This is a genomic window from Haladaptatus marinus (assembly GCF_051194195.1).
In genome coordinates this window covers 307,742-331,227 of record NZ_JBLZNK010000005.1, presented here as the reverse complement: position 1 = coordinate 331,227, position 23,486 = coordinate 307,742, and the positions used below count along the sequence as shown (strand labels likewise).

General features: G+C 53.1%; 16 protein-coding genes and 1 pseudogene. 7 read left to right on the top strand and 10 right to left on the bottom strand.

The features are described 5' to 3' along the window. Window positions 1-218: 218 nt before the first annotated feature. Together ACN2TU_RS18935 and ACN2TU_RS18930 are read right to left on the bottom strand one after the other, a co-directional pair. Window positions 219-3,326, bottom strand: coding sequence for an FAD-binding and (Fe-S)-binding domain-containing protein (locus ACN2TU_RS18935; protein WP_435157533.1), 3,108 nt, complete (start codon window positions 3,324-3,326; stop codon window positions 219-221). An 86-nt stretch (window positions 3,327-3,412) separates the two neighbouring features. Beyond that, window positions 3,413-5,116, bottom strand: a complete 1,704-nt coding sequence (locus ACN2TU_RS18930) for an L-lactate permease (protein WP_435157532.1) — start codon at window positions 5,114-5,116, stop codon at window positions 3,413-3,415. 553 nt (window positions 5,117-5,669) lie between these two features. On the opposite strand from ACN2TU_RS18930, the gene ACN2TU_RS18925 reads away from it, so the two are divergent. The 4 genes from ACN2TU_RS18925 (at window position 5,670) to ACN2TU_RS18910 (ending at window position 9,033) form a co-directional block, all read left to right on the top strand. After that, complete coding sequence (locus ACN2TU_RS18925; protein WP_435157531.1) at window positions 5,670-6,239, top strand: Fic family protein; 570 nt, start codon at window positions 5,670-5,672, stop codon at window positions 6,237-6,239. A gap of 143 nt (window positions 6,240-6,382) precedes the next feature. Then, window positions 6,383-8,113 (top strand): Nramp family divalent metal transporter, encoded by a 1,731-nt coding sequence (locus ACN2TU_RS18920; RefSeq protein WP_435157530.1) that lies wholly within the window; start codon window positions 6,383-6,385, stop codon window positions 8,111-8,113. Between the two features lie 12 nt (window positions 8,114-8,125). Further along, window positions 8,126-8,563, top strand: a complete 438-nt coding sequence (locus ACN2TU_RS18915; protein ID WP_435157528.1) for a hypothetical protein — start codon at window positions 8,126-8,128, stop codon at window positions 8,561-8,563. Continuing rightward, window positions 8,560-9,033, top strand: a complete 474-nt coding sequence (locus ACN2TU_RS18910) for a hypothetical protein (RefSeq protein ID WP_435157526.1) — start codon at window positions 8,560-8,562, stop codon at window positions 9,031-9,033. The genes ACN2TU_RS18915 and ACN2TU_RS18910 overlap by 4 nt, the downstream gene beginning before the upstream one ends. Window positions 9,034-9,055: 22 nt before the next feature. On the opposite strand, the gene ACN2TU_RS18905 is transcribed toward ACN2TU_RS18910, so the two are convergent. The 4 genes and pseudogenes from ACN2TU_RS18905 to ACN2TU_RS18890 form a co-directional block, all read right to left on the bottom strand. After that, a complete protein-coding gene (locus tag ACN2TU_RS18905) occupies window positions 9,056-11,269 on the bottom strand; it encodes an LUD domain-containing protein (RefSeq protein WP_435157524.1) in 2,214 nt (737 codons plus the stop codon). Beyond that, a complete protein-coding gene (locus ACN2TU_RS18900) occupies window positions 11,266-11,772 on the bottom strand; it encodes an LUD domain-containing protein (protein WP_435157523.1) in 507 nt (168 codons plus the stop codon). Before ACN2TU_RS18900 ends, ACN2TU_RS18905 begins: the two co-directional genes overlap by 4 nt. 567 nt (window positions 11,773-12,339) lie before the next feature. Continuing rightward, a pseudogene (locus tag ACN2TU_RS18895) lies at window positions 12,340-12,611 on the bottom strand (PadR family transcriptional regulator). 634 nt (window positions 12,612-13,245) lie between these two features. Continuing rightward, on the bottom strand, window positions 13,246-15,024 hold the full coding sequence (locus ACN2TU_RS18890; RefSeq protein WP_435157521.1) for an SLC13 family permease: 1,779 nt from the start codon (window positions 15,022-15,024) through the stop codon (window positions 13,246-13,248). A 249-nt stretch (window positions 15,025-15,273) separates the two neighbouring features. Here ACN2TU_RS18890 and ACN2TU_RS18885 point away from each other — a divergent pair, with 249 nt between their 5' ends. Further along, window positions 15,274-16,140, top strand: a complete 867-nt coding sequence (locus ACN2TU_RS18885; RefSeq protein WP_435157519.1) for a universal stress protein — start codon at window positions 15,274-15,276, stop codon at window positions 16,138-16,140. Between the two features lie 373 nt (window positions 16,141-16,513). Further along, window positions 16,514-16,702 carry a HalOD1 output domain-containing protein gene (locus ACN2TU_RS18880; protein WP_435157831.1) on the top strand — a complete coding sequence of 63 codons (189 nt, stop codon included), beginning with the start codon at window positions 16,514-16,516 and terminating at the stop codon, window positions 16,700-16,702. 142 nt (window positions 16,703-16,844) lie between these two features. On the opposite strand, the gene ACN2TU_RS18875 is transcribed toward ACN2TU_RS18880, so the two are convergent. From ACN2TU_RS18875 to ACN2TU_RS18860, 4 genes are all read right to left on the bottom strand, one after another. Then, a complete protein-coding gene (locus ACN2TU_RS18875) occupies window positions 16,845-17,354 on the bottom strand; it encodes a TspO/MBR family protein (RefSeq protein WP_435157517.1) in 510 nt (169 codons plus the stop codon). Window positions 17,355-17,459: 105 nt separating this feature from the next. After that, window positions 17,460-17,768, bottom strand: a complete 309-nt coding sequence (locus ACN2TU_RS18870) for a ferritin-like domain-containing protein (protein ID WP_435157515.1) — start codon at window positions 17,766-17,768, stop codon at window positions 17,460-17,462. After that, window positions 17,752-18,717, bottom strand: a complete 966-nt coding sequence (locus ACN2TU_RS18865) for a spondin domain-containing protein (protein WP_435157514.1) — start codon at window positions 18,715-18,717, stop codon at window positions 17,752-17,754. The genes ACN2TU_RS18870 and ACN2TU_RS18865 overlap by 17 nt, the downstream gene beginning before the upstream one ends. Window positions 18,718-19,031: 314 nt before the next feature. Next, window positions 19,032-20,372 (bottom strand): hemolysin family protein, encoded by a 1,341-nt coding sequence (locus tag ACN2TU_RS18860; RefSeq protein ID WP_435157513.1) that lies wholly within the window; start codon window positions 20,370-20,372, stop codon window positions 19,032-19,034. Between the two features lie 1,802 nt (window positions 20,373-22,174). Between ACN2TU_RS18860 and ACN2TU_RS18855 the strand changes: the two genes are divergently transcribed. Beyond that, on the top strand, window positions 22,175-23,365 hold the full coding sequence (locus tag ACN2TU_RS18855; protein WP_435157511.1) for an aryl-sulfate sulfotransferase: 1,191 nt from the start codon (window positions 22,175-22,177) through the stop codon (window positions 23,363-23,365). Window positions 23,366-23,486 lie beyond the last annotated feature (121 nt).

Genomic DNA, 23,486 nt, shown 5'->3' with positions numbered 1-23,486 from the left:
TGGGGTGTTTGACATGCATTCATTCCTCCATACCTCGTGTGACAAGGACATCCGTGCAACCGCGTGAAGCTGTGCACGCGGACATATGCCACGCATTACCATTATTACATGTTGTTCGCTCCTTCATGTAGAAGTAAACCAAATTTACTGTCACCTGACTTCAGAAGCGGAAGTAAAATCACCTTGGAATATCTAAACACTACAGCATTAGTTACTGATTAGGCATCGTCGGGTGGGTGTCTCATTACCTCCGCGACCTTTTCAATAGGGTGTAGTGGTTTGGCCGCGTTTTTTCGTCTGTCACCTAACTGTGTCCGGCAAGATGCGCCCGGTGCGACCACCTCCTCACCGTTACTCGATTCGATTTGTTCGGACAGAATTTCACCGATGGCCTGACTCATCGAGAAGTGTTCGGCCTCGTAGCCAAAACTACCGGCCATGCCACAGCAGCCAGAGTCCAGTGGGTTAACATCGTAGCCCGCCCGACGAAGGACACCGACTGCATGATGGTCTTTTTTCGTTGCTTTCTGGTGGCAGTGACCGTGGTAGGTCAGCGATTCAGCAGATGTAGCGAATTCGACATTCTCATCTAGACGGAACACGTTGAGATACTCACAGACGCCGTAAGTGTTCTCAGCGAGGCGTTCGGCGTTGGTTCGGATATCGGCCGAATTGGGCTTGTCGGAGTGTGGTTCGTCGTACTTACTTGAGGCCCCATTCACCGGGAAGAGGTCTAAATAATCGGATTGATACATTACCGCGTCGGATGGCTCGATGGCGACCACGTCCCAGCCTTCTTCGACCATCGGTGTAAGGTGCTCAACATTTCGATGCGCACGATCCTGTGCGACGTCGAGCAACCCTTTCGAATAGGCTGGCCGGCCACTATCGGTGAGTCCGTCGGGAACTCTGACGTGGATATTGGCCGCTTCCAGCACTCTAACCGCTGCTTTCCCGGCTGCAGGATGATTGTAATTAGTGTATATATCGGGAAGAACCAACGCCCGACGCTTGGCGTCCGCTTCACGCACCTGTGGGCCGCGGGCGTCGAACCAGTCGTAGAAGCTTTCGCGGTGGAATGTTGGTAGCGAGCGCTCCTTCGCGATACCGAGAGTCTTTTCCATCGTGGCCCGGACACCGGGTAGCTTAGAAGCCCAGTTCGAAACGGGTGCAAACGCACTCCCCACTTTCGAAAGGCTCTCTATATTGGCGAAGAGGCGATCCCGAAGATTCGTTCCATGTCGCTGATGATACTCGTGTTCGATTTCGGCCTTGAGCTTCGCCATATCTACTTCTGAGGGACAATCATGTGCACAGCCTTTACAGCCGATACAGAGATCCATTACCTCATGCATAAATTCCACATCGAACTGCTCTTCAGCGGAGAGTGAACCACTCATTGCCTGTCTAAGCATGTTAGCTCGGCCGCGCGTGCTCGTTACTTCCTCATCTGCAGCGCGATAAGTTGGACACATGACACCACCCGTAGTATTCTGCCCGCCACGACAGCCACCACAGCCGTGACAGAGTTCGACCATCCCCTCGAACCCGTTGTCGTTCTCCCAGCTCAGTTCAGGGTTAAACCCGGCGTCGAACTCATATTCGGGGTCGAATCGAAGGTTTTCCATCATATCCACGTCGCCACAAACCTGTCCGGGGTTGAGCAACCAGTTCGGGTCGAACGCCGTCTTCAAGTCGCGAAAGATGCCCCAAATATGATCGCCGTACAGTTTCCGATTCCACTGGGTTCGCGCACGTCCGTCGCCATGCTCACCCGATATGCTTCCTTCGTACTCCACAACGAGATCGGAGACGGCGTCCGCGATCGCTTCCATCGTTTCGACTCCGACTTCTGTTTTCGTATTGATCAGGGGACGGATATGAAGTACACCAGGCCCGGCATGAGCATAGAAACTCGCGTACGTTTCATGCTCGTCGAGGACAGCTTGAAAGTCAGAAACGTATTCCGGTAGATTCTCCGGTGGAATCGCGGTATCTTCGATGAAGGCGATGTGCTTCTCGTTAGTCGTCCGTGAGAGCAAAATTGGGAGCCCCGATTTTCTGAGCTTCCAGATGTTCGCCCGCTCGGCGTCGTCGTGTGCTTCGAGTGCGTCGAAGGCACGAATTGGAGCGTCGGTGCTCACACGATTGGTCGTCGGTGATCCCACGGTTGTAACGTCGATTGTTCTATCTGCTATGAGGTTGGCTACTTTTGCCCGCCCCTCAGCGTCGTCTTGGGCGTAGAATTCGACTATAAGCACAGACTCGGTTTCGTCAGGCAACATCGCTGCGACGTCGGCGAATTCGGCGGTGTTACGAGCCAGGTCGATCATCACGTCATCCAGTATTTCAACCGCCGCCGGATCATGTTCCAGCAATGTCGGGACATCTGCCATCGCGTCGAGCAGGTCATCGTATGCAAGCAGCCCCATCGCCTTTGTCTCTGGAACGGGTTCGAGTGAGACAGTAGCCTCGGTAACTATTGCTAACGTCCCCTCGCTCCCCGCCAGTAGGGGTGCCAGGTTAACGGTTTCTCCTGCGTGTTCGACTACCCAATCGAGGTTATACCCCGAAACGTTGCGCTTCAGGTCTGGGTAGGCGTCCGCGATTGCATCGCTCTCGTCCACGAGAATACGCTGAACTTCAGCGTAGATTCGTGCTTCGAGGTCACCAGTAGGATCCGCCCGTGCACCGAGTTCCTCCATACTCACTTCACCAAACGTTGTCACGGTGCCATCAGCGAGAACGACCTCACATTCTTCGAGGTAGGCGTCGGTTTTACCGTATTTCAGCGAATGTGCGCCTGTCGAATTGTTGCCGATTGCACCCCCGAGGACGCTTTTGTCACCCCACGCTGGGTCAGGGGGGAACTTCAAACCGTCATCGGTGAGCGCCGCGTTCAGTGCACCGAGTGTGATTCCCGGTTGAGCACGGGCAGTTCGGCTTGCGGTATCAAAATCGAGTACTGCATCCATGTGACGAGTGAAATCGAGCACAACAGCTTCGTTAACGGATTGTCCGGCGAGGCTCGTTCCGCCACCCCGTGGAAGGGCTGGAATTTCCCGTTTTGCACAGTACTCCATTACCCTTGCCACGTCGTCGGTCGATTTCGGTAAGACTACTCCCACGGGCGTTACTTCGTAGATACTCGCATCCGTTGCGTACAATTGTCGCGAGTAGCTGTCGAACCGAACTGCTCCTGCTATTAACGAATCCAAGTCGTTTGCCAGCCCGGGTCGCGCAACGTCGTTACTTTGATAGTCGTATTTTGTTTTCGGATCGTTGGTGAGGTTTTTATTCACCGTGTGTCCATCATTGATTGTCATGAGAGGTATTGTAAAGATTGTTTGAATAGCCGGTCTACGTTTCCGTCGACTTTTATTGTGATTCTCGAACCGATATCCCGGTGTCTTCAGAAGACTCCCGGGAAAATCACGTAGACGAACAACATCGTCAGTAGTCCAGTCATGCTCGCATAGTACGCCAATGGAATGAGTTCGAGTCGAATGACTCGTCCTTCTTGACCGACAAGGCCGACAACGGCGAGCGCTGCGACAACGTTGTGAACTGCAATGAGGTTACCAATTGCTCCGCCGACGGCCTGTGCACCGACGAGAATTGTGCGCGAAACCCCGAGATTCTCGGCGACGTTATACTGGAACGTACCGAACAGGATATCACTCACGGTGTTCGACCCGGCAAGGAACGCGCCAAACGCACCAACGAGTGCTGCGAAGAATGGATAGACGCCGCCGGCGACGTTTGCCGTTGCATCCGAAAGGATGACCAACATGCTGTCGATGCCTGCTGCTTCTCCGGACTGAATCATGATCTGCACCGTTGCGACCGCAAACAGCAACGCAATGACTGCAGGTGTGACTTTTTCGGCCGTTTCGACCCATGAATCCTTTATTTCTCGTCCGTTCATGCCGTGTAGCGGGATTGTTACCAAGTGGACAAAAACAAATACTGCACCAGGGAGGTACAGTAGCGCGAAGTCGCCGCTGAGGCCGGTGCCAAGGATGTTTGTCCACTCGAGGATAAGTGTGCTGGTCAAGAACTCCGTCAGGGGAGTCCAGACGCGGGTCAGCACGAGCAGTGCCGCTAACAGCGCGTACGGTGTCCATGCTTTCCAGAGGGGCATCTGTTTCATTACGACGCCACCGTCAGCGGCAACCGTACCCTCACGCTGGGACGTTTCGCCGGGTTCGATGTCACCGATCCAGTGATCTGGCCAGTGCTCTTGGGGTGCGAAATCCCATTCGTCGTCGGGGTGGAAAAAGCCGGCTTTCAGTGCACCGACAGTGAACACCATGCCGCTCATCGCGCCGATGAGACCGGGGAATGTTGGCCCGAGGAAATACGCGGTCAGCCAGTACGGAACCGCGAAAGTGAACCACGCGAACAAGGTTAGTGGTAGCACTTCAAGCGCGGGCTTGATGGAGCGTTCTTCTCCGAAAAACCGCGTCATCATCGCGACGCCGATAAACGGTAACACCATCCCAACGACGACGTGGAACGTTGCTGCCCAAACACCGATCTGGGCAACCCATGCAGGCACCGAAGCGCCCGCAGGCGTCGCCACGTCAGCCGTTTTGAACACATCTTGCAAACCGATAATGAGTGGAGTGCCGACCGCACCGAAGGTGATGGCCATCAGGTTTCCAGTGAGTGCGACAACGACCGCCGCAAGTGGTGGAAACCCGAGACCAACTAGGAGCGGACCGACAACCGCCGCAGGAGTGCCGAATCCAGCGGCAGCCTCTATGAACGATCCCATCAGAAAAACGAGCAAGACGACCTGTACGCGTCGATCCTCACTGATGGATGTAAATCCGGCGTTGATGGTGTCGAAGGCGCCTGTCTGTTTCAGCGTATACAGGAGGAGAATCGCACCGAAAACGATCCAGAGGATGTTGGTCGCTGTTATGAACCCGTTGATGGTTGCAGCTGCGATCCACTCTGGCGTCATCTGCCAACTGGTAAATCCGACGACGACGGCAGATAGCCACGCAAGCGGCATTGCTCGCGTTGCTGGCCAATATCGTCCGATCATGAGATAGGCGATAACTGCCAACGGCAGTACCGCGAGTATTATTTTGAGGGTACTAACCATAGTAGATCACCACTCTTCTCCATTGGAGGCGAATGCTGTCATTTGAATCTCATCAAGACATTCTCTTCGTCTGGTTGGAGAGATATCGTCTAGCTTCAAACTGCGTCGTTTCTCCGCCATTTCACGATGGTTGGGATCATCTGGCATGGATCGAGAGTATAGTGGATAGTATTTATAATTAATGAATGGGGCAATTATATCGGGGCCTAATAACTGAATAACGCACGATTCAGACCGTTTATTCCGGTTTTTGTGAAAATCGCACTCTGCCTCAAAGCTGTGACCGAGAATTGACGTTCACCCCCTCTTACAGGGTGCTACTATCCTAAAACGACAATCGGTTTTCATCCGAATTCACCAGGGCAACCTCATTTGCTCGACCCGTTAATTTGCCGCATTCGGCCGATATGAGACGCATATTGTTACTTCTACAAGATGGTCATTAGATAGACGTATCCACTGTACAGTTGACTGCATTGGCCTGTTTAGTTGTGTATATCGATTTTTCAGTTGTGTGCAAAGGCTTATACAGTTGTGTGAACTGGTTGAAGACATGCCAACGGAGGAACCCTCCGAGCGCCAACGAAATGAGCACGGTCAGTACTCCGACCGCCTTCCTGCGAAGACGGCACTCGACGTCTTCGAGAAACGCACCGACCGTGGACGTCCGCTAACCGCAAACGACGTGATGGAAGCACTGGATTGCTCGCGACGAACGGCGCATAACAAACTCAACGAACTCGTCGAGCGTGAGATGCTCGCAACCCGGAAAGTTGGCGCACGCGGTAGGGTCTGGTGGGTACCGATAGAACAGACCGAATCCCAGGTCAACGCAGAGGACGAATCTTTCGTTGACCAAGGAGTTATCGAGGAGATTGACCTTCCCGGCACCGGCCCAACTCTGGAATCGCGTCAAGATGCACTCCGAGCAGCCTACGACTACCTCATCAAACATCCAAGTGCAAAGAAATCTGATTTCCTTCAAGACGTCTTTCCAGAGCATCCGGCCGGATATGAGACGGCCGATGGGTGGTGGAATGCGATACAGCCAGCACTCAAAGACCTGCCCGGCGTCGATCCACCGGAGGAGCGTGGACACATTTGGCACTTTCTTGGGGGGTAAGTCGACGGTACTTTTACATCAATTGCACCATCTGAATGCGTATGAACTCTAACGGCAGTGGAGAAGGCAAAAGAGGATGACAGTCGACATGGCATCCCACCTCGAGACGTGGTGATGACGGAACGTGAACAAAGAAATTTCGAATGAGCAAAAACACGAACGACGACCACGATGCAAGCAGTCCGGAGACTGAATTAGACGTCTTCGCCTCACCAGAGGAAGGTGAGCAGTACGGTAGCTCCGCGTATGTGCCGGTTGCTTATGACAATCTTGATACCGCGCCCAAAACGGACGAGTACCCAGACACTGGCACTGGTGGTCGCTATCGTATCCTCGATATGCCTCGAGTACCGAAACTCAGCCACATCGTCGGCCCCAGCGCAATCATGCTCGGGGCGTCGCTGGGAAGCGGAGAGACTCTGTTCTGGCCACTCCTCATCGCCGAGAATGGGTGGAATCTCTACTGGGCGTTCTGGATAGGAATCCTCGCGCAATTCGTTTTGAACACCGAGATTCAGCGATGGACCCTTGCGACCGGCGAGAGTATATTCCGATCATTTGGACGGGTCAATCGCTTTTGGCCGTGGTTCTTTCTGTTTGCCGGATTCGTAAGCCTTGGCTGGCCAGGATGGGCGGCGAGTGCCGCCAGAGTCGGTGCAGCGGGCCTCGGACTCAGTGACCATCCAGTCATGGACTGGCGAGCCTTCGGCATTCTGCTAATGGTACTCATCTGGGTCACCTACCAATTGACACCACTGATGTACAACATTGTGGAACGATTTCAACTCGTGCTTGTCTCCCTTTCGACAGTGTCGGCAATTGCTCTGTTCGTAGTCGTCGGATCCGTCGACCAGCTCGCGAACGTTCCGGCTGGAGCAGCGAGCATCGGGACGCTCCCCCCGGGCAGTGAGGTCGCCGTGTTCCTCGGTGGATTAGCGTACGCTGGTGCAGGTGGCTATCTCAATCTCTCACAGAGTCTCTGGGTGCGCGAGAAGGGATACGGGATGGGCCGGTATCAGGGTCGGATAAAGAACCCACTTATCGGTGACGATCCAGAGCACGTTCAGCGCGACGGATTTGCATTTCGTCCAACTGAGGAGAATATCGAACGCTGGAAACGATGGTGGGCTGTCGCTCGACTCGAACACTTCCTCACGTTCGTCGTCGGCTTGTTCGTCGTTGCAACGATTATGATGAGCATTGCAGCGGAATACGCTGCCGGAACGAAAGCCAACGCGGTTGCAATGTGGCTCGTCGACATCGTTCCGTCGCTCGGCACCACCGGTGGCGTTCTCGTCTATTTCGTACTATTTCTGTCGCTGTTTACCACCGAATACGCAATCGTAGAATCGTTCGTCCGTAACAGTGCAGACATCGTTTACGAATCGTACGGACGTGCCGCTGGCTGGAGTCTACCACAGATATTCTGGGGGCTGTTGACCATCTTTACCGCATGGGGAATTCTGATTCTCTCATTGCCGATAGCACCGCAGAAACCGTTCGGCCTCCTCGTACTGGCGGGCGCAATGTCGGGTATCATGATGTGGCCATACACGGTGTTGATTCAGATAATTAATGTAAAACGGATGTCAAAGCACACCATCCCCGGTTGGCCACGGGTCGTCGCTATGTGGCTCGTCGCCGCCTTCTTTGGTTACTTTACCGTTGTCTTGGCCAGCACGACGCTGACTCGTGATTTTGGACTGTCAGCATTTCAGACGAGCTACTACGTCGTTGACAGTGCCCTCGGTGGCTACCTTCTCTGGGCATTGCTGGCCGTCGTTCAGGCGTATACAATGGCCACGACGGCGCGATCGAAGTTCCGAATGGCCGACGCGATGGACACCGGAGAAGCGTCAAAACAATCGTCTTGACCGGTAGAGCTAATGTCGTGTAGCAGTCTTTTCCGCGGGATGCTCTCGTTTACGCACGCCAGTCGAACACTCGTCGATAACCGACTGTTTGTGTATATCGGGGGGCTGGTAACCATCGGTTTGTTTTCGCTACTCGAAGGGTTCGGGATGGGGGTAGCTGACATCATATCGTCGACAACTGTCGTCGTGACCCTTATCGTGATGGGTCTCACCTACGGGATGGAACTCCACTTCGACGGTGTGCGGACACGAGGGGCCGACGATACTTCGCGCTGTGGCACGCCGAACGTCGACTACGTGCCACGCCAGCGATATATGATTGTTACGGGTGTCGCAGGTATTCCACCAGGAATCTACCTGCTCGTTGAGGGCATACAGCCGGTCGCTGGATTGCTGTTTCTCGCAGGTGCGTTCTTTATCCTTCACCGGTCGGGGAGGGTAAAGCCATGAATGTGAATAACGCATACGCGTATGTCAATTTCGGGATGACTGGAACCATCCCCTTACGGATGGCGGATCTGGTGTTCACGAGGGACTGCTTAGTCATCGCAGTGTATGGACGGATAACGCCCCTCTTCGGTCTCGCAAGAGGCACACCGAAACGGTCGGCAGCGGCGATGCGCCGCCGATACGAGGAGGATGGCATCGATGGCGTTCTCGTGGCGGCCGATGAGGTTCATCGAATCGAATATGACGACGTCGACCGTATCGAACTGTATGACGGCGGTCGTATCGCCCGCGAGAAAATAGCGGTTCACACCGGCGATGAACCACCCTATGCGTACCGGATACACGCGCCAATCGATATTCCAGCATTAGCAGACGCACTATCGCCCGTGCTGGGAGAGTCAGTCGAAATCCAGACTGGTATGGGGTTCAATCCCCGAATGAGCATTGCCCGTTTTTCGGTCGGACGCTGATCGCCAGTCCAACACTCCGTGATTACTTGGGGGCGATGAGTTCGACCGGATGCCGTATCGGTCGACGGAGAAGATCGTTGAGCTGTTCGAGACAGGATGTTCCGCTGGCGACCACGATTCGCCCACGGGCTTCGGGCGTGGTGAACTGGTTGCGAAGGTGGTCACCGACGTCCATGCTTAGCTCGTAATATTCTTGTTTGTAGCCGAAACTACCGGCCATCCCGCAACACTCCACTTCAGAGAGGAGTACATTGTATCCGAAGTTCTCGAGAACGGCAGTGGTGTGGGCGTAGAGCCCCATCGTCCGTTGCTGACAATGGCTGTGATAGGCGACTTCCTTGTCATCACCCGATGGGAGTATATTGCGGTCGTCACACTTTTCGAGCAAGCCGAAAACGTACTCCATGATTTCATAGCTGTTGCCCGCGAGCCGTTCGTAGGACTGCTCTGGCAGAAACTTTTCGTACTCTCGGTCGAACATCGCGAGGTCACTCGGTTCGATGACGACGATATCGCGGTTTGCGTCGATGTGTTCCGCAAGGGAACCGTACACGTCGTGAGCGTGTTCCTCGGCAGTCGCAATCATCCCTTGCGAGAGCGGAGCGCGGCCGCTGGAGCGTACCGATGGAATCTGAACGCGAACATCGAGCGCTTCGAGCACCCGAACGGCGGCTTTCCCCCGCTCTACTTGTACGTGGTTCGTGTAGATATCAGGATAAAGGACTGCCTCACGTTTGGGATTCCGGACGTGAGAGTCTCGATCCGCAAACCAATCAATAAGCGTCTCACGCTTGAATTGGGGCAGGTCGCGTTTCCGATCGATTCCGACCGTACGCTCTAGCACGGTGCGTGCTATCCGGGTATCGGACAGCCAGTTCGAAACCGGTGCGGACGCGCTCCCGAGTTTCGCCAGTGTCTCGAAATTACCGAAAAGACGTTTCTGGAGGTCGATTCCACCCTGTTCGGCGTCGGGAGTCAGTCCTTCGACTAACCAATCAAGTTCGCCGTTCTCGCCACGGTTGATTCGGTTCCGGACGACGGTGTTGATCCATGGAATGTCGATACCGACCGGGCAGGCGTTCACACACCGCGTACAGCCGGTACAGAGGTCGTTGAACTCGGCGGCGCTATCGAGTCCTTCGACACCGGCCTCCCATCCGGTTGCGATGCCGCCAGTGTATGTCTCGCCACCGAAGGCGTGGCCGCCAACCGACTGGAAATTTGCACAGGAGTTAGCGCACGCTGAACAGCGGATACAGTAAAGTGTCTCTCGCAACTGGTCATCCTCACGCATGGCCATTCGACCGTTGTCGAAGAGGACGAGGTGAAACTCACGGTCGATTTCTCCGTCGTTACCGTGACCGAACCCCGATCCGTCCGGGGTGTCGAAATCGATGGTTGGGGACTTAACTGGCGGCGTCAGCAAAGAAATGTAGGAGGTTATATGTTGGCCTGTTCCCGACCGGCCGATGAGTTCGACGAAAGGTTGGAGGTCTTCCACGCTGGGTACTATTTTCTCAACGCCTGCGACGGCAACGTGGGTATCCGGAACCACAGCGGACTTGCGGGCGTTGCTTTCGCTGGTAACCAAGGCGATGGTGCCAGTATCCGCGGTTACGAAGTTTGCGCCGGTCATTCCGATATCGGCGTCCTCGATGAGATCACCGAGTCGGTCACGGGCGAATGCCGTCAGTTCCGCCGCCGTCTCTAATCGTTCGTCTGGGTCGAACTGTGTATTGAACAGTTTCGCGATACTCTCGCGGGACTTGTGAATGGCGGGTGCGACAAGATGCGAAGGTGCTTCGTCGGCGACCTGAAGCACCCATTCACCGAGATCCGTTTCAACAACTTCGACACCTTCGTCTTGGAGGTGGTGGTTGACCTCGAGTTCTTCTGAGGTCATTGATTTGCTCTTGACCACGCGGTTGGCTTCCTGCTCGCGAGCGATGGTGGCGATGTACCGGTTCACGTCTGCAGCATCGTCTGCGAGGTATACCGTTCCACCGTTTGCTTCGACCGTTTCACGCAATTCCTCGATGAGATCCGGTAGGTGCTCGATAGCATTTTTTTTGATAGCACGTGCCTCGTCTTTTAGTGCTTGATAGTCGTCGAGACGAGCGACCGATTCATAGCGTCCCCGATTGAATCCGCGGGTATTCTCACCAACAGCATCGCCTTCCGACGCCAGCAGGTGACGAATCTTCTCGGCTTTCGCTTCGCGTGAGTTCGAACTCATTGGTCGGTGAGAATAACAATGTGGACGTCTTCCGGTCCATGAACACCTCGAACCAGCGCACCCATATCTGCGGTCGCGCTCGGACCAGTGGCGATAATAGCGCTTTCCTGTCCGGTTTGTATAGTAGCGACAAGGCGTTCAAACGCCTCGGACATTCCGGGCAAAATATCGCTTTCGCAAACTACGGCGACGTGACTGTCTGGGAAAAGGCTTACCGGCTCAGCACCTTCTGGCGTCGCTTTGATAACAATGCTTCCGTACGATGCAATGGCAAAACTCGCCGGTGTGATGCCTGTCGTGGCAGCACTCAGTTCGGTAGGGGTCGGTGAGACTATGACTTCGCTCGGCAACGAGACGCCGTCGAAAGAGAGCGGGACTCCGACGGCTGGTTGTCCGATCAGGTCGGACAAAACATCAGATACGTCGTCGGTAGTCGTTTTTGTCCGATCGACATCGAGTCGAGTTAACGATGACTCGAAGTCTGTTACGACTTCTGACTTCATGTCCAGGCATGTGTATTTTTCTCATATCTTTGTTTCGTCCGTGGCAATTTCGACAATCAAGTGATTCTACGACTTTTCGGCTTTGAATCACCGTTTATGAATTTATTTGACATTATGGGGCAGCACCTGATTGATTATCTGCTGAGATCCAGAATCCACCGTAAACAGAGGGTATAAAACAAATGTCCATTACTTGGCAATGAACTAGCTTGTGCGGTAATAGGCTGTGAATACACATCGAAGTGGAACAAGGGAGCTGAAGGTATTCCTAGCCGTTCTGTCACAGCTGAGCGTGGAGGGTCGGTTGTCCATATCGTTCATCGATGATTCGTACTTACGATTCGGTAGTTATCCGGCTTGATTCACGTCGATGATCATATATCGATTGTGAATCAATTTCTCTGAGTGAGTACGCTCCCAGCATGCTTGTTTCGAGGATGTTGGTGCAGGAGTTCGATTCTTTTTCTGTGTTTGCCGTTCTTCAGATATCACAGTGGTACGTGAGCTATTCTATGATATACTCTAATAGACGACTATAGTGCGTATTCAATAGGCTGGTAGAGAGTCTTACTCGAGATACTCTTGTTCCCATTCTCTCCGCGCTTCGATTTCTCGCTTGCCACGTCGAGTGATAGTGTAGATGTTCGTCCGGCGATCTTTTTCGCCTTTCTCGATCAGTCCTTTGTCGACAAGAGTATCCAGGTTTGGATACAGTCGCCCGTGGTGGATTTCTTTGTCGTAGTAGTCTCAAGCTCTTCTTTCATCGTGAGTCCGTGTGGTTCGTCTAACCCGTTAACGACGTACAGTAGGTCACGTTGGAAACCAGTCAGGTCGTACATTAGTATCAAATTATGTATTATAGCTGATATTGCAAATTGCTTGTGGCATATTGGAGTTGCCTGATGTATCATTCTCGACTTGATAAGAATACCAATACCTGTTGAGTAACACGCTCCAAAAAGGAGATGTCGAAGGGTAGGACGGCAGGCGCCACACCATATTCTCTTATTTCTTGGGCAAATTTTATTCGAACACCAATGATTATACTTGTCGTGAAAGATGGTGAGTTGTGGCGAACGGAACCACAAACACGCTCGGTCAAGGCCTGTCATCCCCCACTACAAATTGCGTCGTTGCACCCGACGGAGTTCATGGACACACCGAGCGTGTCAGCACCGTTCAACAGTTTCCTCCGTAAAAATTGAGACTAACCGATGGGTGTTCGCTAAAAGCCACTGTGTGTAGAGTGTGCGAATAAACTCGGAAACGGTACAGATGACAAATAACTCATTGGAATGATGAGCATATTTTCTGGTCTCTGCAGTCGATGTGCGAAGTAACCTGTGGGCGCTCGCTTTTTCGTATCTGACCAATGCCGACAGAAGAGACGACACTGAAGTTCCCTTTACCATCTGTTTTAGATCCAATGAGATGGCGTCATCCGTCTGACTCGTGGGAATTGGTCGAAGCGAGTCACAGTCCGAAAAAGATTGCGATGGCGAGTGGGGTGACGATTGCGAGGAGCAATTGGAGGGGCGCGCCGACGCGGAAGTAGTCCGTGAACCGATAGCCACCTGGGCCATAGACGAACAGGTTGGTCTGATAGCCCACTGGACTCATGAACCCTGCGCTCGCGGCGAACATCACGGCCAACAAGAAGGCCAGTGGATTCGTCCCGATTTGTTGTGCAGCGTCGATGGCGACGGGGACCATGAGCGCCACGCTCGCATTATTGCTGATGATATTTGTCAGAGCAACTGTCGCAACATAGAACAATCCGAGTACGCCCACTGTCGGGAGGAACTGTGACGTGGTGGCGACGACCGCACCGAGATACGCGGCGGTTCCCGTGTTCTCCATCGCAATTCCAAGTGGAATGACGCCTGCGAGCACGAAAATCACCGTCCAATCTACTCCATCGTAGAGTTCGTTCGGTGCAAGCGTTCCGGAAAGAACCATCGCCACGACGCCCAACAGAGCAGCAACCTGAATTTCGAGGATGCCAAGCGCTGCGAGTCCGACGACACCCGCGAGGATGACGATGGCGACCGGTATCTTCCCGTAGCGGTAATCCTCACGCGAAATTTCACGGGCGACGATGAAGTCCCGTGTCTCCGCCATTCGTTCGAGCTCGTCCGCTGGGAGTTGAAGCAGCAACAGGTCGCCGACCGTGAACTCGGCTTCACGTACTCGAGGGAGTCGAACGTTCCCACGTCGGAGCGCGACGAGGATCGCGTCGTAGCGTTGGAGTACCGTGTCGGTTGTAATGGTTTCGCCGATGAGGCTCGAGTCGGACGGGACAATGACTTCGATGAGCACTGTCTCTTCCTTCGATACCCCCATAAGCGTTGATTTCTGTCCCACTGTGTGAAGCGGGCTCAACTCCCAGTTTTCGATGAGCGTGGTGAGGTCTGCATGACTGGCGCTGATGAGAAACACATCTCCGGTTCGAATCAGTTCGTCGGAGGACAGCGGGAACACAGCGTCTTCGCGAAGTACTTCTATCACTTCGCCACCGAATTCCGCTTCGGCGGGCACGTCGGTGATGGACGTCCCGACGAGCGGCGACGCCTCGGTGGCGACAAGTTCTGCAAGGTAGTCGTCCGCTTCGTATTCTTCGAGAAGCGTTTCGCGCGGCCGGACACGTTCGGGGAGCAATCGCGGGGCGACGAAGATGAGATACAGCGCGCCGATGGCGAGGACGACCACGCCGACCGGCGTGAACTGGAAGATGTTGAGTGAACGGCCGAGCAGTTGCTGTGCGAGGCCACTCGCCAGCAGGTTTGTCGAGGTACCAATGAGCGTCAGTGTTCCACCGAGCATGGCCGCGTAGGAAAGTGGTATCATCAGTTTAGACGGCGACGTGTTGCCGCGATGAGCGAGTTCGGAGGCAAACGGGACAAGCAATGCGACCACCGGCGTATCGTTAATGAATCCGGATAGCGATCCCGCGATGCCAACCGTCGCCATCATCTGTTTGAGTTCACTGTTGCCGACAAACGCTGTTGCTCGCTGTGTGAGTAATTGAACCGCCCCCGTCCGTCGGATGCTTTCGCTTAGGATGAGCATGGCAAGAACTGTTACTGTCGCCTCGTTCGAGAATCCTGAGAGGCCGTCGGTCGGCGAAACCTTCGTCCACGGGGCGAGCACCATGAGGAGGACGAGAATGATGATGGCCGTCACGTCGACGGGAAACAGTTCGGTCACGAAGAGAGCGAGAGCAAGGATGACAATACCCAATACGACGAGCATACTGTTCGTTATCGGTGGAATCCGGATACCTGTTTGAACTAGAATGAGCATTTATCCCCCCACAGTAGGATACCGTATGGCTTGCGTGCCACCCCATAGTAGATTCGTGGCGATTGACAAATGACTACCTCAATACTTCGAGAGATATTGACAAAATCTATTTTAGAATGGATTGTCATATTTTTCCAATCCACGCTCAATTGAGTAATCGATTGAAGTTCGTAGCGGCCGAAATCCCTCTGGGAGATAATGTACGACTCGATTCTCATTCCGACGGACGGTAAGGAAGGAACGGTGCCAGCTATCGAACATGGTATTCGAATCGCCGCAGAGACGGGTGCGACGATCCATGCGTTGTACATCATCGACCTTCCACAACTTCGAAGTTCGGACGCGGAGCGGAATCTCGCATCGCTGGTGAAGATATTTGAGGAAGAAGGGAGGCGAGCGACAGAAGACATTACCGATAGGGCACGCGAACACGGTGTGCAGGTGATAGAAGCGGTGGAGACCGGTATCCCGTTTCGCAGGATACTCGACTACTCAGAAACCTACGCCATCGACCTCGTCGCAATGGGTACCAGCGGTCGTGGGCGCGTCGAATCATACTTTGTAGGAAGCACGGTACGCAAAATAAATCGTCTCTCTCGCGTTCCCGTGCTGACGGTTCGTGCGATGACGACGACGCCAACGGAAGAATACAGGAATATCCTCCTTCCGACAGACGGGACACTGGGGTCACGGCGTGCAATCGACGAATGTGGAAAACTCGCCGCCCAATACAATGCCACTGTCCACGTCGTCTACGTCATCGATTCCCGAATCGCCCGGTCAGGAGCGTTGATGGATGTTATGCAACGGGAGAGCGAACAGGCGTGCAACGACGCCGTCTCGCGGGTAACGAATGCGGGTGCCATGTCTCGCATCGAAACGCTTCGCGGTCGACCTGCGGAGCAACTCCTCGTGTACACGGACAACCACGATATCGACCTTATCGTGATGGGAACACACGGCCGGACGGGCATCGACCGATTCGTGATGGGGAGTGTCGCCGAGAAAGTTGTTCGACGGACGACAAAACCTGTGCTTACGGTTCGGAATTTGGGCGAGGACTGACGAAACGTGATGCAGGAACTCACTCAACTGCTCGAAACAACTGCCGAACCATGAGTGAATTGAACGAGTGAGTTGTGAACTGTGAAAGAATTATTGAGAAGCGTAGGGGTCCACAGGACGCATCGAATGAGAACTTTCGTGGGAAGGTTGGTGACACTGCGGGGGGGAGGCCAGCCCACCGCCAGAGCTTCCGGCACCGCCACGCATCCCCTCGAACCTAGAGTACGCTTCGCGCCCATCAGCATAGGGCACACTTCAGGTAATGACCGAGATTCCCTTAGATATGATTCACCTACGCCGGAAGTAGGTGGCCCCTGTTTTTACGCATCAATAAGAAATATATTCAATATAATATTTTCTACTAGTTGCGACAATTGTTGACCAGGTGATGGTGACAAAAAGCTGTGACCCCCACGATAATCCACCACTCTATGAGACAATCGATTCCGATGCATTCACCGCGCTCTGTACGCGCGGGTCACCAGTGGTTCATTTTGAGTATGCTGGCTATGATATAGAAATCATATCCGAACAAACCGTCTTGATCTCACTCAATGATTGAAAGCTATTTACTACGTTGCACGGTTTGTGAGTTGGAAGCAGAATCACCGAAACCAACGAACTGCTCGCTTCTCAAACTGGCTTAGCTAGATAATGCCCACCATCGGAATACAGCAGCCGTGTGAATTTTTTCTATAATAGCGTTAGTTGAGCATCCAAATCGTGTAATTAAGCGCCGTGGCGAAACTGACCCAGGCAAGGTACGGACTCAACAGGAGACTCGCACGTCGGTCAACCCGCCATGAGATAGCTATCGTTCCCACGATGGCAAACCAGAGTGGGATGATAACGATAAGTCCCAAGAGTGGTGACTCGAGGCCGAAGAAAGCAGGTGACCATGCTAGGTTGAGAATAAACTGGATCACAAACAATCCGAGCGCACGTCGAACTGTGCGATTGTCTACTCCCGCTCGCCAGAGCAACCAGGCTGCAACTCCTTGTAAGGCATAGAGCAGTGTCCAGACTGGCCCGAATACCCAATTTGGTGGTGTAAACGCCGGCTTTTCGATCGTCAAATACCACGCTTCTATTTGCGGCGCAGTAATGAGCCCACCGGCTGCGCCAAGGAGGACACAGGCAACCACAACGCCGGTAGCTGTCGCGAATGGGCGTCGTTGAGGGAGTGGTGGTGTCGACTCTTGTACAGCCGTCATATCAAATCAGATGGGATCATCACGAATAGCTGTTTACCCACACTAAGTACCCCCATCTCTACAATCCACTACACTCTTCTCCGAACAAAACGATGGGTCGAGAACCTATTCGTTCGAGACGATGAACTGTCCGGCAATCTCTAAGACATCATCCATTGACAACGCTGGGTCGAATGCATCTGGGAATTGGATTTTTCGATTTGTTAAATTGAGATACGCTGCGTGGCGTGCCTCAACACTATGAATGCTCAACGCTGCCGCCAGTAGTTCATCACTCGAAATCGTGGGCGCCACGCCCGCATACGCCGCAACACCCGTATTTTCGAATGCCATCCCGACGGCGACAAATCCCTCGATAGAGTCGTAGCCGAAGTCGTAGGTCAGTTCAGGCACTGGATCAATTGCTACCGCCACCGCCTGGCGTTTCGGTCTCCATTCCCGACTGGTTTCCCATCCCCGTCTCGTTTCCCTGTCCATTAGCCATCTGTCCATCCTGATTCATTGCCGTCTGCGGAACGACAGTCACATTAATAACTTGACTCACGGCTGGATACTGATAGCCATCATTCGTTGCACTCACTAATTGAACTGGTTGGGTTTCCTCTGGCCCCGTGTTGGGCGATGATTGTCGTTCGACCTGATCAGGCCCGACACCTGGCGCCTGGTTTTGCTCCGTTCCTGCGTCCCAGAGTAAGATCTGCGTCGTAACATTTCCTTGAATTGGATGGCCTGTGCCATCAAAGAGAGCAATTCCCGATTTGTCGGGACTGAAAAAGAGATCATTCGATGGCACAAACATCGTTGCGAATGTGAAGCGTTCACCAGGCATTGCCTGGATGGTGAACTGGTACGCCTGTCCCGGGCCAATCGGACTTGGTTCGTTCCCGTCAACGGGAGTATCGAAGACACCGCTAGTTGTCACACCGTCTTGGTTAGGCAGTGACTCGCCGAGTTGGGCTGGATCGCCATCCTCTGCGATTCCCTCTACTCCTTGATCCCGATCCTGCTCACCAGGTGTGAACAGTGGATTCGATCCCATGAACACTGCATATCCACCAGGTGAGAGTGGAACTGGCTGCGGTTGCCCTTCTGATGGCTGTAAGGTCGTCTCTGACGAAACATTCTCAATGCGGACGCGAAACCTTACCGCCCCTGTCTGTGGCCCCTCACCCTGAGTTCTGGTTTCGTTTTGTGCATTTGCGATACGACTCGCGGTCAGAAGCGAACTCGCTGCAACGCCGCCAACACCCAATTGAGCGGTTCTCTGCAACAGCCGACGTCGTGAGATCGGTGTGAGTTTGTGATTTGCTGTAGTTGACTTTGACTGTCTGTCGGCACTCTGGTCGTCTTTCTTCTGTTTCATTGTGTTTCTCTCCCTCTCCGAGGACTGAGTGACAAGCAGGTGTAAAATAGACAGTTCGTTCATCAATAGTATTGTACAAACGGCGTTTTTAACAACACGATTCACTGGACTAAGACGTAAGTAATGAATGAAGAGTCAGAACAGAGCCAAATTTGAGAAACAGAGAGTGCTCGTAGTAGAGCCGAAACGTTCCAATAAATCCTACACCAATATACAGACAGGACGTGGCTGCCACATCAAATTTGACTGATGATTTAAGACGTTCTGGAAGTTCTATTGGGTAGATTCAACTCCGTGGCACTGATTTGTGCATCCTACTCTTCGTCCGTCTTCCGGTCCGGCTGACCCTGCTGGATTTCGAGACGTGTGATGCGGGCGTCGTCAATCGCGGCCACACTGAGAATATATCCATCCCGTTCGATCTGGTCACCGACCTCGGGCGCTTGCCCCAAGTTGCTGAAGACGAATCCACCAATTGTCTCGACGGATTCACTCTCAAATCGAGCATTCAACCGGTCGTTCACTTCTTGTATTGGAACGCCACCGTCGACGATATATGTTCCATCCTCCTGCGTTTCGATTGACAGTTCTTGGGCTGCCGTGTCGAATTCATCTCGGATATCTCCGACGATCTCTTCGAGTATATCTTCGATGGTCACGATTCCTTCGAAGACCCCCCATTCGTCGATCACAACAGCCATCTGACCGCCCCCGTGCGTCTGAAACTCGGCAAGGATTTCATCGATCTGTCGCGTTTCCGGAACCACAAGAGCCTCTCGTGCAAGTTCACGAGCAGTGAGTGAGTCGTCGCGATCCGCTTCCGTTTCGATTGCCCGGAGGATGTCTTTAGCGTGGACGAATCCAACGGGTTGCTCCCCATCTTCGTCAAGCACGAGGTACCGCGTATAGATGCCATTGGCAGCAACTGACCGGAGCTCCGAGAGGGGCATTGAGGCGACCACAGTTTCCACGTCGGGGCGCGGAACCATGACCTCGCGGGCGATCGTGTCCCCCAGGTCGAAGACGCTCTCGATCATCTCAACTTCATCAAGATCAATATGACCCATCTCCTCAGACCGAGTGAGAATCATCAAGATTTCTTCCTCAGAATGGGTTTCCTCGCTTTCGGATGCCGGAGAGACACCGACGAGGCGGGTAAAGTAGTTGGCAGTGCCGTTGAAAACGATGAGACCAGGCAGAAATGCATAGTAGAAAAATTTCATCAGCGGAGCGACGAGCAGCGAGATACGTGCGGCCTCTTGGATGGCGAACGTTTTGGGCGCGAGTTCACCGAACACCACGTGAAGAAAGGTGATGAATCCAAACCCGAGTGCGAACGCGATCAAGTGGAGCGTCCCAGCAGGCACGAACGTCCCGAGAACGGGTTCGATAAGAGCTGCGACAGCCGGTTCGCCGATCCACCCGAGACCGAGAGATGAAAGCGTAATCCCAAGTTGGCTCACTGCGAGATAATCATCTAAGTTCTCAATGACATCTTGTACTAGACTCGCTCCAGGCTTGCCCCGTTCGACAAGCGTATTCACTTGGGTTGGCCTGACTTTGACAAATGCGAATTCTGCGGCCACGAACACTCCATTCATAACAACAAGGAAAAACGCGAGGAGTAATCCTCCCACGGAAATCAAATCTACCATAGTCTCTCATTGTCGTGAAGGGGTCTTGTAGGGAGCGGAAACCGAAACACGCAACATAGACTGGCTTTGATCACATTCGTCCGATGGCTGCTGGATTCGCGGGAGTCAGCTTCCACCAATCAGTCGGTGCGCCGTAGCGATTCTGATTCGTGAAGTCAAATGGGCATGTGTCTGGCCTGTGGCGACGATCTCCGGATCTGCCAATCACAGTACACAACCTGCTAATAACAGTCGTGGGTAAGGGTGCAGAATCAGTTATAAGAGTGAAGACAATGGCAGTCTATTCGAGTTGTTCGACACCGTTTGGCTGAAATTGGTATAAATCCGGGGGCTCAAATCTGGTTTCCGAAGTTGTACACTAACTGGCCGACAGCAGGTGAGAGTAACGCTCTCACTGTCTTATACTGGCTGGCATGTAGCTGCCTGCCATCAGCAGACACACGTGTCATCGACGACCTAGTCGCTTGTCGGATGACAGCTGTTCTTGGTCTGTGACTTGGCCACCGCACTCGCGGCAGACCCCCTTCACCGGTGTCGGAAGCTTTGCCACATAGCTGGCATTTGAACCGAGCATCACTCTCAGTAGTGAATATCCGTCTGAGTTTGCGGATGAGTCTCATCTGGTGGTGTATTACATTCTTTCTGTATAACCAAAAAAGTCTGAGGGCCTATTCCAAAAGTGTGATATCGATAATCACAGGAGATGAAAATGGTACCAAAGATGATAAAACCTCCCATCTACTGACTGCGCCGTTCGAGTTGGAGTCCACTCGTACGGAAAACGTGAGTGTGTAACAATGTGGTGCCCAGAGAGTAGACACGTCAAGCATATACTTGGGATCGCCGCCTTTTCACTGTCTACCCTTCTCTTTTCGTGTTATCTTCCTCCCCGACGTCCAAGACTCACTTTCTAGATTTCCTGACGTTCGTCCGGAGACCACGAGCCAGTCTCGAATAAACCCGAGTAACGAAGGAATCATCGCGACCGTGGCGAGCGGCACTATCACGTTCGATGAGAGCACTGGAGCCAGCGCAAGAGTAATCACAACCATATGGAGAGCAGCGAGTGGTCGCCGGGCGCGGCTCGGGGGAAGTGGCGCGACGTATCGCCCCTAGTAGCGACGGTATGCCGTGCTGCCGCGGAAGAGATAGCTGGCGGCGCTAATGGCAAGATACCAGATCGAGAGTACTCTGACCACTGTTGACACTTGTTATTCGGTGGGTGACGACATGATTATGAAACGTGGGGTCAGATGGTTGGCGCCACGAGCAACCCACGTTTTGCCGGGTATGACGAACATGGTGACAAACAACCTAACCCGACGTTCTCGAACATGGTATTGAATAGCATGGGGATTGTGATGGAGGCAAAAGATTCGAGCGGGTGCTCATCTCTCTTTTGAGTTAGCTGGAAAGGATGTCGTGATATCGTCGATAATCGGCCTCTGGAGGCGGATTTGTTGTGGTTTGGTACACGATCAACCCTATATTCGGAACCACTGTTTACGACGGGATTTTAGCGTCTGTAATTCAGATAAAACAGCGGCGGACGCTGGTTAGTATACTATACTAACAATCGGTGCTCGATTTTATTATCAAACTGTTGAACACCGAATGTATCGAACAGACAACAACAATTAAGACAGTTTCAATAGTCTATAGATAGAACAATTCGTGGTCGAACAGGCCTGATCCCAGTCATCGAAGATATGCCAACAAGAAAAAATAGACTACTAGTAGTTCTTGTAATCTTTCTATTACTGTTTCCGGCTATCGTGAGTACTGTAACGTATAAACCAGTAGTGGATGTCTCCAGTGCCCAAGGAGTCCCGGACAGGATACCTGCAGAGGACATCACGTTCGTAACTGCACAGGGCAAGGAGTTCTCCTCAACACAGGCCCAGCTCGTCGCCTTTAATACGAAAACTAAGGAACCAGTATGGGTCCACAAAAAATACGATCGGTATCTCGGCGTCGATCCACTCGGTGAGAACCGACTCCTGGTCGTCGCACGAAGCGGTGGCGAAGATCTCCCTATCTTCTCCAAGAAGGTGTCGTACTTTGCAGTCATAATAAATTGGCGAACTGGCGAGACGATTCGTCGATTTCCCGTCCCACCGGCGACACACGACGTCGACTATCTCCACGGAGATGACTATGCGGTTGCAGACCTCAAGCACAGTCGCGCTTACGTGTACAATACCTCGGAAAAGAAGATCGTCTGGGAATATCACTTCCGTAAACACTTCCCCAAAAGTGCAGGAGGGGGAATAGGTGGGTATACTCACCTCAATGATATCGATGTGGTCGACAACGGGTCTGCGTTTCTCCTGAGCCCGCGAAATTTTGACCGAGTGATGCTGGTTGATCGAGCGACGAAGAAGATCAGGTGGACGCTCGGCGAGGAAGACAACTACAGTATTCTCAACGAACAGCACAATCCAGTCATTCTTTCACAGAACCCACTCACACTCCTCGTCGCCGATAGCGAAAATGACCGCGTCATTGAATACCGCCGGACGAATGATGGCTGGAAACAGGACTGGGCCTACACTAACCTGAGCTGGCCTCGTGATGCCGATAGACTACCGAACGGAAACACGATGATCGTCGATAGTAACAACCAACGAGCACTCGTCGTAACACCTGAGGGGACGACCGTCTGGTCTGTCCACATTCTCTTTGAGCCATACGATATTGAGCGCCCGGTCTATGGCGACGAGCCAGCAGATCTGACAATGCGTGAGATTGGGAACCCAAGTATGAATGCACATGCAGAGAAACAGGATTTGAGTCTCTCTCGCGTCGCAGCGGTAGTCAGTGATGTGTATGACTCGGCGTACACCACGAGTCAATGGGTTCTCCCTCCCGGTATCGGACAGCTAGAATACGGTCTTATGCTGATGGCAGGAGTACTTACTGTAATCTGGACAGCCATCGAAGCGTATGGTGTCATACTTCGATTCATGTCGTCAGGAACTCCCCGAACATGATCGTAACAACTGTCCATTACGGAGCATTCATCCGTTGAACGAAATTGGATCCCGTGAGAAGAGTAACGAAGCGTCGTCGAGCGTTGAGACCACGAAGAACAATGTTTTGGGTTTCGATGGG

Bases quoted from the DNA above. Each gene is read 5' to 3' on its own strand.
- ACN2TU_RS18885 (WP_435157519.1), top strand. From the start codon at position 15,274: ATGTACGACTCGATTCTCATTCCGACGGACGGTAAGGAAGGAACGGTG.
- ACN2TU_RS18920 (WP_435157530.1), top strand. From the start codon at position 6,383: ATGAGCAAAAACACGAACGACGACCACGATGCAAGCAGTCCGGAGACT.
- ACN2TU_RS18860 (WP_435157513.1), bottom strand. From the start codon at position 20,372: ATGGTAGATTTGATTTCCGTGGGAGGATTACTCCTCGCGTTTTTCCTT.
- ACN2TU_RS18930 (WP_435157532.1), bottom strand. From the start codon at position 5,116: ATGGTTAGTACCCTCAAAATAATACTCGCGGTACTGCCGTTGGCAGTT.
- ACN2TU_RS18865 (WP_435157514.1), bottom strand. From the start codon at position 18,717: ATGAAACAGAAGAAAGACGACCAGAGTGCCGACAGACAGTCAAAGTCA.
- ACN2TU_RS18905 (WP_435157524.1), bottom strand. From the start codon at position 11,269: ATGAGTTCGAACTCACGCGAAGCGAAAGCCGAGAAGATTCGTCACCTG.
- ACN2TU_RS18935 (WP_435157533.1), bottom strand. From the start codon at position 3,326: ATGACAATCAATGATGGACACACGGTGAATAAAAACCTCACCAACGAT.
- ACN2TU_RS18875 (WP_435157517.1), bottom strand. From the start codon at position 17,354: ATGACGGCTGTACAAGAGTCGACACCACCACTCCCTCAACGACGCCCA.
- ACN2TU_RS18890 (WP_435157521.1), bottom strand. From the start codon at position 15,024: ATGCTCGTCGTATTGGGTATTGTCATCCTTGCTCTCGCTCTCTTCGTG.
- ACN2TU_RS18915 (WP_435157528.1), top strand. From the start codon at position 8,126: ATGTCGTGTAGCAGTCTTTTCCGCGGGATGCTCTCGTTTACGCACGCC.
- ACN2TU_RS18910 (WP_435157526.1), top strand. From the start codon at position 8,560: ATGAATGTGAATAACGCATACGCGTATGTCAATTTCGGGATGACTGGA.
- ACN2TU_RS18925 (WP_435157531.1), top strand. From the start codon at position 5,670: ATGCCAACGGAGGAACCCTCCGAGCGCCAACGAAATGAGCACGGTCAG.
- ACN2TU_RS18900 (WP_435157523.1), bottom strand. From the start codon at position 11,772: ATGAAGTCAGAAGTCGTAACAGACTTCGAGTCATCGTTAACTCGACTC.